The 13,784-nt window shown below is 60.5% G+C and carries 9 protein-coding genes and 4 pseudogenes; 5 read left to right on the top strand and 8 right to left on the bottom strand.

Going from position 1 to position 13,784, the window contains the following annotated elements; translation table 11 throughout:
• Positions 1–565 precede the first annotated feature (565 nt).
• The 3 genes from NKJ73_RS33335 to NKJ73_RS33325 are packed head-to-tail and all read left to right on the top strand — an operon-like array spanning position 566 to position 5,278.
• The gene (locus NKJ73_RS33335) at positions 566–1,513 is read left to right on the top strand and encodes a GHMP family kinase ATP-binding protein (protein ID WP_352572599.1); all 948 of its coding nucleotides are present in this window, start codon (positions 566–568) and stop codon (positions 1,511–1,513) included.
• A 10-nt stretch (positions 1,514–1,523) separates the two neighbouring features.
• Positions 1,524–2,582: a cysteine synthase family protein gene (locus NKJ73_RS33330; protein ID WP_352572597.1), complete on the top strand. Its 1,059-nt coding sequence runs from the start codon at positions 1,524–1,526 to the stop codon at positions 2,580–2,582.
• On the top strand, positions 2,513–5,278 hold the full coding sequence (locus tag NKJ73_RS33325) for a lyase family protein (RefSeq protein WP_352572595.1): 2,766 nt from the start codon (positions 2,513–2,515) through the stop codon (positions 5,276–5,278). Before NKJ73_RS33330 ends, NKJ73_RS33325 begins: the two co-directional genes overlap by 70 nt.
• 242 nt (positions 5,279–5,520) lie before the next feature.
• Here NKJ73_RS33325 and NKJ73_RS33320 read toward each other — a convergent pair whose 3' ends face one another.
• The 3 genes and pseudogenes from NKJ73_RS33320 to NKJ73_RS33310 form a co-directional block, all read right to left on the bottom strand.
• Positions 5,521–5,754, bottom strand: coding sequence for a hypothetical protein (locus NKJ73_RS33320; protein WP_502905424.1), 234 nt, complete (start codon positions 5,752–5,754; stop codon positions 5,521–5,523).
• A 2-nt stretch (positions 5,755–5,756) separates the two neighbouring features.
• Positions 5,757–5,984 (bottom strand): annotated as a pseudogene (locus NKJ73_RS33315) (transposase domain-containing protein); the annotation flags it as partial.
• Positions 5,985–6,012: 28 nt separating this feature from the next.
• A pseudogene (locus NKJ73_RS33310) lies at positions 6,013–7,122 on the bottom strand (helix-turn-helix domain-containing protein); the annotation flags it as partial.
• A 181-nt stretch (positions 7,123–7,303) separates the two neighbouring features.
• Here NKJ73_RS33310 and istA point away from each other — a divergent pair.
• A pseudogene (gene istA, locus NKJ73_RS33305) lies at positions 7,304–8,817 on the top strand (IS21 family transposase).
• Complete coding sequence (gene istB, locus NKJ73_RS33300) at positions 8,814–9,707, top strand: IS21-like element helper ATPase IstB (RefSeq protein ID WP_352572591.1); 894 nt, start codon at positions 8,814–8,816, stop codon at positions 9,705–9,707. Before istA ends, istB begins: the two are co-directional and overlap by 4 nt.
• A gap of 51 nt (positions 9,708–9,758) precedes the next feature.
• Here the strand turns inward: istB and NKJ73_RS33295 are convergent.
• The 5 genes and pseudogenes from NKJ73_RS33295 to tnpA all read right to left on the bottom strand — a co-directional run.
• Positions 9,759–10,722: pseudogene (locus NKJ73_RS33295) on the bottom strand (recombinase family protein); the annotation flags it as partial.
• A complete protein-coding gene (locus NKJ73_RS33290) occupies positions 10,709–10,897 on the bottom strand; it encodes a hypothetical protein (RefSeq protein ID WP_352572589.1) in 189 nt (62 codons plus the stop codon). The gene NKJ73_RS33290 and the pseudogene NKJ73_RS33295, both read right to left, overlap by 14 nt.
• 74 nt (positions 10,898–10,971) lie before the next feature.
• The gene (gene tnpC, locus NKJ73_RS33285) at positions 10,972–12,660 is read right to left on the bottom strand and encodes an IS66 family transposase (RefSeq protein WP_502905423.1); all 1,689 of its coding nucleotides are present in this window, start codon (positions 12,658–12,660) and stop codon (positions 10,972–10,974) included.
• Between the two features lie 66 nt (positions 12,661–12,726).
• Complete coding sequence (tnpB, locus tag NKJ73_RS33280; protein WP_352458905.1) at positions 12,727–13,041, bottom strand: IS66 family insertion sequence element accessory protein TnpB; 315 nt, start codon at positions 13,039–13,041, stop codon at positions 12,727–12,729.
• A gap of 29 nt (positions 13,042–13,070) precedes the next feature.
• Positions 13,071–13,424 carry an IS66-like element accessory protein TnpA gene (tnpA, locus tag NKJ73_RS33275; protein ID WP_352572587.1) on the bottom strand — a complete coding sequence of 118 codons (354 nt, stop codon included), beginning with the start codon at positions 13,422–13,424 and terminating at the stop codon, positions 13,071–13,073.
• Positions 13,425–13,784 lie beyond the last annotated feature (360 nt).

The following is a 13,784-nucleotide window of genomic DNA, read 5'->3' as shown; positions in this document are numbered from 1 at the left end:
CTGCTGCAAATCGCCATGCTTGGCGGCTCTCGCCCGCAAACATGATCCGAGTCCCGGCAACATGGTCGTCTGGCGCGGCATGACCTGCTTGCACGACATCGCCTTCGGCATCTCCATTGGATCAAGCCGACGATGTGGGTAATCGAAAGCTTCACCGGAGGCGTACGGCCAATCAGGCAAAGCAGGATCACTGATAGAAGCGGCGCCCCTTGCCCCTTGCACGCCCGCCCAACGAGTTTCGCCGGATGCTCCACACCTCGCAGCCAGCAACCAACAGCGTAACAGACCTTACAAGTGATTTCATAGAAGCTTTGCGAAAAAAATCGCTGCCAATGCTATGTTCGACGAACGGATCGACGGCGCCCAGGTACTCAAAATTATCCAATCCGAAACGCGTGCCAGTTCGGATGAGTATCGGCCGTGCTAGAAGCACGCTCAATGCATATGACCAGAACGTAACATGGAAATGCAAAAGTCGACATATCCCATCCTATCAGGAAGCGACCCGAGCATTTCGCTGAGAGAACTTCTTGAAGCGGCCGCCGATGAAGCTTGGAGGCCATACATGTATCACCAGACGTTCGATGGCGCAGACGCGGCCCAGAGCACAGCCGAGGATGGGCAGGAGCCAAGGATTCACTCCAGTGGCGCTCTTTGTTGCGGTACATTCGGCGAGTTGCTGCAAGGCCAACTGCCGGCGGGCTCCGTTCTTCAAGATTCTCACTTCCTGGTCACGATGCCGATCGCGCTCTTTGCGAGGGCTCTCTTCACACCGATTGCGGGCACACGATCCGTGACTGTCTATCCATCCCACAAACTCAAAGCAAAACAGTTAGCTGAGAATCTCGTGAGTGCGCTTGGCGCCTCAGGAGGAATTCTGCTTTTGCAATCGGAACTCCCTGAAGGCAAAGGACTGGCAAGTTCGTCCGCGGATCTTGTTGCGGCTGCACGGTCAATCGCGCGCTGCTTCAACCGTAGAATCCGCACGTCCTTGATCGAGAAACTAATGGCGGAGATCGAGCCATCCGACGGAGTGATGTACCCAGGGGTGGTCGCATATCATCAGCGAGCATGTCGCCTTCTCTCGTTCCTTGGGCAAATGCCGCCGCTTGCAATCGTGGGTATCGATGAAGGAGGGACGGTGGAAACCGTCGACTATGATCAACGGCGAGGTGAAATCTCCGCCAATCAACGGGCAGAATATCACGAATTACTCGACCGCGCACGCACAGCGGTTGCGCAGGGTGACACAGCCGAAATAGGCAGAATAGCTACGGCCAGCGCGCTCTTGCATCAGGAGCGGGCTCCAAAGGAGCATCTGAGCTCGATGCTGAAAATATCCGAGGCTAATAACGCTCTCGGGGTCATAGTCGCGCACAGCGGCACAATAAGTGGAATCCTGCTTGATCGAATGGCGGCCGACTTTCCACGGAAGCTTCGGTCCGTGTTCGCTCACGTATCGGTGTTCGACGACTCGCCAAAAATATATCTGACCATGACTGGCTGTTCGTGAGGTAAGCAGGATGAACGCTCTCCGCAAACGTCTGCCATTCTCCAGCTACTCTGATGCCTATGTCCTCCCCAGCATCATAAGGTGTGAGACAAATCTTTATGTTGCGCAGTTCGCGTTCATGAAGCTTCTTCCCGCGAAGTACATCATTGAGCAAGCGCTGGCTAGGGGGACTCTGACGTACGGCATGACAGTGCTCGAGACTTCGAGCGGTACCTTCGCGTTGGGTTTAGCAGTGGTCTGCCGGGAATATGGATTCCAACTGGAAATCTTCACAGACCCAGTGATGGACAAAGGTCTGGAAAACAGGTTGGGCTCCTTGGGGGCCAAAGTCTTTATGATAACCGAAAAGGCGAAGCAGGGTGGCTATCAAAGAAGCCGCCTCGATGCGTTAGACGCTAGGATGAGACAGTTGGGCCAATCTTGTTTTTGGCCCCGGCAGTACGAAACACCCGACAACCCAGCAGCCTATAAGCTCTTCGCCGACCAATTAGCGGAGATGGTGGGCCCGGACATAACGTTGGTCGGGTCTGTAGGGTCAGGCGGTTCTACTTGTGGAACGGTAGAGCGCCTTCGCCAAAAAGCGCCTGGCGCACGCCTGATCGGAGTGGACACCTTCAATAGCGTGATTTTCGGCCAACAGGATGGCGAACGCAAACTGCGGGGGCTGGGGAACAGTCTTGTCCCAAAGAACGTCCGGCATGAACTGTATGACGAGGTGCATCTCATCTCGGCTCCGCTCGCATTTGCTGCCACGCGAACACTTCACGAACGGCACGCCGTTTTCGCCGGTCCGACGTCGGGAGCAAGCTACATCGTGGGGCGGTGGCGCGCTCGGCAGTATCCAGAGGAGATCATAGTCGTCATTTGCCCGGATGAAGGTCACCGCTACGTGGAAGCTGCATACGACTGCGAGTGGCTCAAGCAGAACGGCAATCTAAATGAAGACGATCTGCTGGATGCGCCGGCGACCGAAAATCATCCCTCTACGGCTCTCCCACCATGGAACCGATATCTTTGGAAACGGAAAAGCCGGGAAGCGGTCTTAAACGTTCTGGAGCAAGTTTCATGAGCCGAGGTAGCTTCCTTTTCGTGGAAAGCAACACGACGGGCACTGGCGCACTATTGATGAAGCGGGCCCGGGTCCTAGGCTTTGAACCGTATCTCGTTACGCGCAATCCTGCGCGCTATCGGTTTCTTACGGACTCCCTCGCTCACATTATCGAAGCTGACACACGTAATTTGGATGAGCTTATCGGTGTCGCCGGCAAATTAAAAAGGGTGGAAGGAATATATTCATCGTCGGATTATTTTGTGGAATCGGCGTCACGTCTCGCCACGGCAATGGGCTTACCAGCACCGAATCCGCAGGCTATCGCTACCTGCCGGAACAAATGGAAGCAGGCGGCGGAGTTACGCCGACAATCAATCACGATCCCTGAAACTCGGCTGGCCACTTGCGCTAGAGACGTAGAAAACATTCTCGCCCAGCTTACTCTGCCGGTGGTTGTGAAGCCAGTGTCCGGAAGCGGTAGCAGCGGCGTGCGGCTGTGCGATAGTGCCACAGCCGCCATCAAGGCGTTTGAGAGCGCAAAGAACGCACTGTTGGATCAAGTGGAACTGACCAGTCCCGACATCCTCGTTCAGCAATACGTGGAGGGGAAAGAATACTCTGCAGAGATAATTGCCCACGACGGCGCGCTGCATTGCCTTGGAATTCTTGCAAAGCACAAGGGTCCCACTCCTTGCTTCGTCGAGGTAGGGCACGACTTTCCGGCCCCCCTTCCTGAGCCATCCCTCCAGGAACTGGCCTCCTTTGCCGCGGGCGCGGTGTCGGCTCTGGGCCTGGATTTCGGACCGGCTCATGTGGAGTTCGTGATAACCGAGTGGGGCCCTGTCATCATCGAGGTCAACCCCAGGCTGGCTGGAGGAATGATTCCAGTCATGCTTTCGCACGCCTTGGGTACGTCAGTCCTGGATATGATAATCAAACTTTACGCCGGGGAAGCGTTCACGCCGCTTCGAGCGAGCACAAGAGCGGGAGCCATCCGTTTCCGCCTCGCTGCTAAGCCCGGCAAGCTCAAAAATCTGAGCTTTTCTCAAGATCCAGATGCGACAGTGCCGGAGGTGGGTCTTCTGAAATCTGAGGGGGAGGAACTTCAAATAAATGGTGATTTCAGAGACCGGGTAGCCTACGCCATAGGAGTTGCTGATGAACTCAATGCCGCTGCCACGGCAGCTGAACGGATGATCGATTCCGTTGTGATCGATACCGAGTCGGCTGCTAGCGAATCGGATAACAAGAAAGTCGCCGGATCAAACCAGAGCAAGTGGAACCTGCATCCCGAAGCGATGAAGTTGCTCGCTCCGCCAATTGAAATTGTGCGTGATGGTCGCCTTCTGCGGTACCAAGCAACCATAGACGAAGCACATCTGGTGATGCTCGCGGACAAGGGCTTGGTCAGCCAAAAAGTGGCTGCCGATCTCCTCAAGCACATCTTGGCCCTCCAGGACGAGGGCTTTCAGTCTTTGGAGGGCCGCGATGCTCCGCGTGGTGTCTATCTGGCCTATGAGGCCGAACTTGCCGCAAGAGCTGGCCCCGAAAACGCTGGCTGGCTGCACCTTGCGAGGTCCCGCAACGACTTGAACGCGACCATTTCTCTCCTGGTGCTTCGGGAAGCTGTGTGTTCCATCTCTCAACAGATCGGAACTGCACAAGACGCCTTGCTTCAGCGAGTGGATGAAGCATCGAGACTTGTGGCGCCGTTGTACAGTCAGTATCAGATTGCACTCCCCGGATCGCCAGGGCACTACCTGCTTGGCGTCTTCTTCGCTCTGGCGCGCGAGCGCCAGCGCCTTCACTGCCTGCTGGACGACATCCGGAACTGCCCTCTGGGGGCAGGTGCCGGCGGAGGCACCAGCATGCCTATAGATCCCACAATGACAGCAAATCTTTTGGGATTCGAACTGCCATCATTCAACTCACTTGATGCTGTCGCAAGCCGCGATCATCACCTGCAAGGACTTTCAGTCTTCGCTGGTGTTTCAATTTTGCTCAGCCGTGTGGCCCAAGACCTACAAGTTTGGACCACGCGAGAGTACGCGCTTATCGATGTTCCTAACAATCTTGCTGGCGGCTCTTCCATGCTGCCCCAAAAGAAGAACCCGTTTCTGCTTGAACACATCAAGGGCTCGGCAAGCACCGTGATTGGCGCATACGTTTCTTCAGCAGCTGCAACCTGCAAAGCGCCTTTCAGTAACTCAATCGAGGTAAGCAACTACGGTTGCTCCTCACTAAGCCTTGCCGAGGAAGCACTAAAGCGGGCCTTAATCCTTACGTCGCTAGTCGTGAAGTTCATGTCTTTCAACATTCGGTCGATGCGTCAAAATCTGGAAGACGGCTCATCTATGACGGCCGTTGCCGCCGAACGAATGGCGTCGCGAGGTGTTCCGTTTAGAGAAGCGCACACAAAGCTTGGCGAGATCGCCAGGCGCTTGTCACTGGATAGCAGCGTGTCTGAATGCCGAAGCGAGTTGATCAAACATCTCGGTGAGGTATTGCCAGCGAGTCCTGAAGAGTGCAGGGACGCTCTGCAGTTCGGAGGCGGCCCCGGGAAAAGGTCAACCGTGGAGCAACTTTCTGCAGCAAAAGGGGTATTTCTGGACATGCAGGTCAAATGCGGGGATGTGCGAGAGCGCTGGACGCATGCTGACATGCACCGCAAGTTGAGGGTGAGAAAACTCATTGACGAGCACCAAGCCACCTGAAGGCTCGTCTGATCGCTATTGGTACGTCAAGCATCTTCGCGCTTGGAGAGAGATGTGTTGCCGGGTACCGGCGACATAGGTCGTCGCATCGTCGAGCTTCGCGGGAGGAGCCTTCAAGTCGATGATGCACTTGCTAAGAGCCTCTCTGATTGGAGTCGTTGAGGTCAAGCGTACGCATCCGGTGAAGACCGCAGACGTGCGCATCCGGCGGCCAGGAGAACCTGAGCACCGGAGTGCTGGGGTCAAGCTTTCTTTGGGGAGACGCGATGATATTCTTCGAGGAGGAGTTTGACCTCCTCGATCCCTTCATCGGTGAAGGCCAAGATCCCGTCGTCATCGTTGGCGCCGTAGACCCAGATGATGCCGTCCTCGGGCTCGAGACCGAGGGTCAGGTCCTGGATGAGCGCTTCGCTGACGCCGAGGTCCCTGGCGACACGATCGACGGTGTAGACGTGATGCACCTTATTGCGCTGCATGATCAGGCCGCCGCTGGTTGGGTCCGCAATTTTGCGGATCTCCAATTCCACGGCAGCAAATCATCGATCCGATGGGCCGGATAGGCGGGCAGTCGGGCGAGGACGTCGGCGAGCCAGGCCTGCGGGTCGACATCGTTCATCTTGGCGCTGACGATCAGGCTGTAGAGAACGGCCGCGCGCTGTCCGCCGCGATCGGAACCGCAGAACAGCCAGGACTTTCTTCCGAGAGCGAAGACCGATTCATTATGCACCTCCTTTTCAAATGGCGGAAAACAGCGATTCCTGGTTGTCGTCGTGGATGCGATGCGGAGTATTGCGCGCCAAATCGGCCTTGATCCGTTCGTCTTCGAGGTCGCTGGCGCGGATCTGGTAGGGTGCGCCGCGCATGACCTGCTCGGCAGGCAAGAGGCCATCCCTGATGAACCGGCGGATTTTGACGTGCGAGACTCCAAGCCGGGCGGCCGCGTCCGACATGGTGAGCCACTCGCCATTCTTGTCGGAAGAGCGATAGCCGCTGATCTTGTGCACCGTGCGCAGCGATTGGACGCGACGCGCGGTCCAGGTCTTTCCCTGACCGGTCTGCATGCCCATGCGGTTGAGTGTGGCAGCGATTTCGGCATCCGACCATCGGGTTGCCATGGATCGCATGATCGCCAGAGCCTCCTCAGGCGTACGCTGGCCATGCTCTCCGGATTTGGGCTTGCGAACCCGTACCTGCGAGTGCTGGCCTCCGTGCCAGTGGATGGTCAAGATCACGTCGCGCGCATCGTCATCGACATCCGCCACGATGTCCTTGATGAGCGCGCGCAGCAGTTGCTGACGACAGCGCATGTCGACACCCGGCGCGTTCCAGGTGGCCTCGAGATTCTGGGCGAGGCCCGTGAAGTCCGGAACCGCGTCGACAGGCTCCACACGCTGGACTTCGCTCAGCCGGGCCTCGCAGGTCTCCACGCGCCTGAGCGTGGCTTCCCAACTCCTCTCGAGCTGGGCCGCAATAAGCCGGTTCTCCGGGTCGCAAGCGGCATAGCGGCGCTCGGCGAGCGATGCCTCATAGCGCGCCTGCTGCAGGTCCATCTCGATCATCTGCCGCCGCTTGGCTTCGCTCTCCAGCTGCATCCGTTCAGCCTCCAACGCCGCTTCGATCGCCATCGGCGCAACCGCCTCCAGCGCTTCGCGGGTCACCGCCGCGTCGGTGCGAAAGCCGTTGAACGACATGCATCGCGCCTGGGCCATCATGAGGTTGCCGCGCTCGCAGCGATATACCGGATAACCTTGGCCGCGTCCGGCATACATGACAACCAGTCTTCGCCCGCATCGACCACAGGAGATGAGACCGGGGAGCAGTGCGCGACCGCCGCGGCCCGACTTGCGCGGCGACAATCAAGGTGAGATTCAGCGTCAATCAGGATGAGACTCGGCGGCGGGGTTGTGACGAAGGGAGGGCGTAGCCCGACCGGAGTTACATCCCCGTCGCGGCGCAATTTTTCGGCGTCTCATGATCGCGGTCTGGCCGGTAGCGTTGGTGGTTTCTGAATGGAGAATCACCTTTGTGCCGGGTCGCCACGTAACCGATCATCAGACGAGGCTTTTTATGAAGTACCGACAAACGCATTCTGTTGAGATCGCCGCCGCAAAGGCGTCGATCAGCCGGGCGACGGCTTATCGCATCGGGAAGGAAGCCAGCCTTCCATCGCAAAACAGGCCGCCGCGCGGCCGGCGTCGCCCCGATCCGCTTGAGCATATCTTCGACGCGGAGGTCGTTCCTCTTCTGAAGGCCGCTCCCGGCATCCGTGCCGTCGCCGTTTACGACGAGATGCTGCGGCGCCATCCGGAACTGTCCGAAGGCATTCGCCGTACGCTTGAGCGACGGATCCGGTCATGGCGGGCTGTTCACGGTGAGGCACAGGAGGTGATCTTCCGCCAGAGGCACGAGCCCGGCCGACTGGGGCTGTCAGACTTCACCGACATGAGCGGCCTCGGCGTAACGATCGCCGGTCAGCCGCTCGACCACCTCCTTTACCACTTTCGGCTCGCCTGGTCGGGCTTGAGCACGCCCATGTCATCCTCGGCGGCGAAAGCTTCGTCGCCCTGGCCGAAGGGCTGCAAAACGCGTTGTGGTCTGTTGGCGGCACGCCGCTCTATCACCGCAGCGACAGCCTGTCGGCCGCCTTCCGCAACCTCGATACCGACGCAAAGGCCGATCTCACGCGCCGCTATGAGGAACTGTGCGCCCACTACCGCATGACGCCAACCCGCAACAACAAAGGCATCGCCCACGAGAACGGCTCGATCGAAAGCTCCCACGGCCATCTCAAGAAAGCCGTTCGCGACGCTCTGCTGATGCGCGGAACAAGGGACTTCGACGATCTCGGCTCCTACCGCATCTTCATCGATGAGATTGTCAGCCGCCGCAATGCGGCACACGGCAAGCGCATCGACGCCGAGCGTTCGCATTTGCAGGGGCTTCCCGATCGTCGCACCACCGACTTCGAAGAGGTGGTCGTCACGGTATCGCGCACCGGCGGCTTCACCTTGCGCAAGGTCTTCTACACCGTGCCCTCCCGCCTGATCGGACATCGGCTTCGTGTGCGCCTCTTCGACGATCGCCTCGAGGTCTTCATCGGCGGCACGCATCTGATGACCTTGCCCCGCGGGCGTGGCCATGCCGACGGCCGGCATGACCAGGTCGTCAATTACCACCACGTCATCCATTCCTTGCGCAAGAAGCCGATGGCGCTTCGCGGGCTCGTCTATCGCGACAAGCTCTTCCCGCGTCAGGAATACCGCAGGGCTTTTGAGGCTCTCATCGAGCATCTTCCCGACAAGCAAGCCTGCAAGATCACCGTCGAGTTGCTGACACTGGCCCATGATCGCGGCTGCGAGCGTGAACTGGCCGAGGAGCTTGCCAGAACGCTCGACGCCGGCGACCTGCCCGACATTGCCGCCCTGCGAACCCTCTTCGCTCCGGACCCGGCCCGGTTGCCAACCGTTCATGTGCAACTGGCGTCGCTCAATGGCTATGAAGCCCTGATCGGCACGACGTATGCGGGAGAAGCCGCATGAAGGGCGCCCACACTATCGACGAAGCTCGTCTCGGCATCATGCTCAACGAACTGAGGCTGCCGACGATCAAGACGCTCTGGCCGCAATTTGCCGAACAGGCGGATCGGGAGGGGTGGCCGGCCGCGCGCTTCCTCTCGGCCATCGCCGAGCATGAACTGGCCGAACGTGCCCATCGCAGGATCGAAAGGCATCTCGCCGAGGCGCACCTGCCGCCCGGAAAGACGCTCGACAGCTTCGCCTTCGATGCCGTGCCCATGGTCTCCAAGGCCCAGGTCATGGCGATCACCGCCGGCGACAGTTGGCTCGCAAAGGGCGCCAACGTCCTCATGTTCGGGCCGCCCGGCGGCGGCAAGAGCCATCTCGCCGCAGCCATCGGCCTTGCGCTGATCGAGAACGGCTGGCGCGTGATGTTCACCCGCACCACCGATCTCGTCCAGAAGCTTCAGGTTGCGCGGCGGGAGCTCCAGCTCGAATCCGCCATCGATAAGCTCGACAAGTTCGATCTGCTCATCCTCGACGACCTGGCCTACGTCACCAAGGACCAGGCCGAAACGAGCGTGCTCTTCGAGCTCATCTCCGCCCGTTATGAGCGGCGTTCCATCATGATCACCGCCAATCAGCCCTTTGGGGAATGGAACAGGGTCTTCCCGGACCCCGCTATGACGCTCGCCGCGGTCGACCGCCTCGTCCACCACGCAACGATCTTCGAGATGAATGTCGAAAGCTATCGGCGCAGATCCGCAATGGAAGCCAAACGCCAGCGCGGCAGACCAGCCTCATACGCGACAATCAAAAACACCCAGGAACTTGTCGCGGAGCGGCAATCAGAAACCAGCGAAGTTCTTGCCAGCGACAACCAGCGTGATAACCTCCAATCGACCGCGACATAAGAGTCTCATCTAGATTGTCGCCGCCGTCTCATCCTGATCGCCGCGCCATACTGACTTGACGCCGCCGGCTTTGCCATAAGCGTTGGCCGCGAGCAGTTCCTGGTTCCGTTCGTACTCGCTCCATCCGATGTAGCCTTCGTGATGTCGTTGAGCACCACCGCCCACTCGCTAGCCGGCTTGTAATGGCCATAGCTCTTGCGAACGCGGCCATCGACGATCTCAGTGCGCTTCTCGCTCTTACCATAGACATAGGCGCCGGCGTAGAATGGGTTCTTCAGGATCGAGATCACGTTGCGGTAGCGGATCGGAACCCAGTCGAAGGACACCATCTTCTTGCCGTCGGAGGGTCTGGGGAAATGCACGTCATCGTCGATCATCGAGATCAGGACCTGGCGCGCACTGCCGAGTTCGCGGAAGCGCGCGAATATCAGGCGAATGGTCTCCTGCAGGCGCATGTCGGGATCGAACCCGAGACCGTAATCGCGGTGCCAGACATAGCCGAAAGGCACGGAGATGCGCAGTTCCCCGCGCTGTGCCTTGGCGCGGGCGGCCTCGTACATGCGGGCACGCAGCACGCCGAGCTCGAACTCGCTGATGCTGCCCTTCATACCGAGCAGCAGGCGGTCGTTCGGCAATCCCGGATCGTAGACTCCGTCCAGATCGATCACGCGTGCATCAACTTCGCCGCACAACTCGAGCAGCCGATGCCAGTCCGGCCCGTTGCGCGACAGGCGGGACGCCTCCAGGCAAAGCACGGCGCCCACATGGCCGGTGCACAGATCGTCGACCAGGCGCTCGAAACCGGGACCTCCACAGCCCCGCTTGCGGTTCGTCCCAGATCCTCGTCGATCACCTCTACTTTGCGGAATCCCCAGCGCCGCGCGACGTCGACAAGCTCATATTGCCGACGTTGGCTCTCAAGGTTGAGCTGGACCTGCGCCTGAGTGGACTGACGCACATAGACGACAGCCTTGCGCTTGAGGACGGCAGTCGGAATCAGATTACCGCTCGTCATCGCAGCTCTCCTCCTCCGTTGCCACGCCGGCGGCGGCCATCAATACGTTGGCGAGCCGGCCGATCACTATGGTCCGTTGCGCTGAACTCAGCCCGTTCAGCTTCTGCGAGTCGAGCGGCAAGCTGAGTTGGCGAACGACCACGAGAGATCGTGTCGGTGGTGGCAGGGTTCTCATGTTGCGCCTCCGCGATGGTGAAACCATCCGGACAGCCTCGCCGGAAACGGCGTTCGATCAAGAGCTTGTGAAGCTCAAGCAGCGCGGCAAGCGATACGCGCGGGGAGCCCAGGTCCATCGCCGCGCAAGCCACGGGATCGATCATCCAGGCCGGAGCGGTAATGACATGCCCGGGCGCGACGACGAGATGAATGATGCGGCCGTTGGCGCGCTCTTCGCTGTTCTCGCAGCGAAGCCGATGTCCGAAATACGGGTGCCAACGGTAATGGACCTCGACCTCCTGCCCAACATGGGCAGAATGACCCCGAGATGGCGATGCCGCGCAGGGCTCGCTCGGCTGCATTGTTGGATAGGCAGATCCGCCCATCGTCGAGGAATCGGGTGAAGGATGACCAGCGGCGCAGCATGTAGTTGAAGGCCTTGGTCAGGTCGTGCCCGCGCGAGAGCTTGTCGCGCGTCTTGATCATCCAGCGCTCGAGCTCGGTGACCAGCGGCGCGCTCCGCTCTTGGCGCACCGCGTGGCGTTGGGCCGGCGACAGGCCGTTGATCGCGCGCTCGATATCGAACAGGGCATCGATGCGCTTCACGGCTTCGACCGCCAGCGGATAGACCAGGTTGGGCTTCTCGCCGTGCGCCTTCTTGCGCGCCGCCGCTTCGACATCGGCCAGCTCAAACACTTTGCGCCGGCTGTGGGCCCAGCAGCTGGCCTCCAGAACAGGCGCCGGCTGACGACCCGTCGCATAGAGATCGCCATAACCACCAAAGGCATCGGCCTGCAGAATGCCGCTCCAGCCGGCGAGATGCGCCGCGGGATGTTCGCCTCGGCGATCGCGGGAATAGTAGAACACTGCCGCCGGCGGATCGGCGCCGCCGAACGGTCGGTCATCGCGCACATAGGTCCATAATCGGCCGGTATCGGTCTTGCCCTTGGCCAGGACCGGCACCGTCGTGTCGTCGCCGTGCAGACGCGAAGCGGCCAGCACATGGGCTTCGAGCTGCTTGAACAGCGGCATCAGCGCCGCGGCGCCGGCGCCGACCTGGTCGGCGAGCGTCGACAGGCTGAGCGGCACGCCTTCGCGGGCATAGCGTTCGGCCTGGCGGTTGAGCGGCTGATGCTGGCCGAACTTCTCGAACAGGATCATCGCCAGCAGGCCGGGACCGGCCCAGCCGCGCGGGGTGGCGTGGAACGGCGCCGGAGCCTGGCTGATCGTCTCGCAGTCGCGGCAGGTGAACTTCTCCCGCACGTGCTGGATCACCTTCCATTGCCGCGGCACCACCTCCAGCGTCTCGGTGATATCCTCACCCAGCTTGCGCAGCCGATGACCGCCGCAGCAATGGCAAGCGGCCGGCGCCGGCTCGACCACGCGTTCGCGCGGCAGATGCTCGGGAAATGGCTGGCGCGCCGGTCGCTTGCGCATGTAAGGCGCCACCTCGGTGGTCCGGGCCGCGGCCTGTTCGGCGGCGATCTCGTCTTCCGTCGCGGTGCTCTCGAGTTCCTCGAAGGTGAGTTCCATCTGGTCGTGCAGGCGGGCTGAGCGTTCAGAACTCTGACCATGCAGCGCCCGCTGCAGCTTCCGGATCGTCAGATGCTGATGCGCGATCAGCGCCGCATCATCCGATGCCTTGGCCCTGGCGACCGCCAGTTCGGCCTCGACCAGCGCAGCGCGCGCGGCCTCGTCTTCGGCTCTGGCCAGCGCCGCGGTCAGCGCTGCTCTCAGCGCGCCAATATCGTCCGGAACAGCATCCTGGGCGGTGGCAACCATGCCCTGGAGTGAATCATAAAACGCGTCCGCTGACTCGCGGAAAATGGCGCAAACTCAAAGAAAAACTCAGCCCGCACGCTGCGGGCGGAACGTGTGAAGCGGGTTGCGCCAATCGATCCCGTCGAGCATGTAGGCGAGCTGCGCCGGTGATATGGAAACCGTGCCGTCCGCCGGCGACGGCCATAGAAACCGGCCCTTCTCGAGCCGTTTTGCATACAGCGACATGCCGAGCCCATCATGCCAGATAATCTTGATCAGATTGCCGCTGCGGCCGCGGAAGACATAAATATCGCCGGCATGCGGGTCCCGGCCCAGCGTCTCCTGAACCTGCAGAGCGAGGCCTTGCATCCCGCGACGCATATCGGTCCGGCCGACCGCCAACCAGATCCGCACCTGGCTCGGAACCGGGATCATGAAACGCCCAGCGCCTTCACCATCGCTGCCGCCAGTGTTGGCGGCGTGGTCAGCGGAATCCGCAGCCGCACCTTGCCGGCGACCTCCAGCTCGATCACCGCTGGGGATGCCGCCGGCCGCGAAACGGCGACAGGCTCATCGGGAGCCACGACAACTTCGGCAAAGCCCGTCTCGCGGGCTCTCATCGTGCGGCGCCACTTGTAGATCAGGCTGGTCGCGACATCGTACTGACGGGCCACCGCCGCCACTGTGGCCCCGGGCGCGAATGCCGCCGCGAGTATCCGGCACTGATCCGCTTCACTCCAACGACGCCGCCGCTCCGGCCCGGTCAATAACGTCATATGGCTCATGCTGTGCTGCTAACTTCGCTCGTAAGGACGACCTTAAGAGCGCAGCCTCGCTACCGTGCCATCCTCTCGCAAGGCGGCCTTCGCCGGAGGGTATCGGTCAAGCCACTCCTGCACTTTTTTCTGTCCCGTAGGTCACTCGCTTCTCTTCGTCTCTTCGGGGTCGCCGCTCTGACCGCCGCATGATCATGCGCGGCAGGATCGGAGTACGCCTCTGGCGAGGCTTTTGATTACCCACATCGTCGGCGGGCCTATTGCCCCGTATGAATCTGCCGTGGTTCTGTCCGTGACGCCGAATCACGGAGGCGTCACGGATGCGAGACAAGACCAGCAGCAGCGGAGCCGCTTGGCAGGAAGAGCTTT

The organism is Mesorhizobium sp. M0074 (genome assembly GCF_040322975.1).
Classification (GTDB): domain Bacteria; phylum Pseudomonadota; class Alphaproteobacteria; order Rhizobiales; family Rhizobiaceae; genus Mesorhizobium.
The sequence above is the reverse complement of the archived record's forward strand: the minus strand, read 5'-3'. Positions and strand labels throughout refer to the sequence as shown.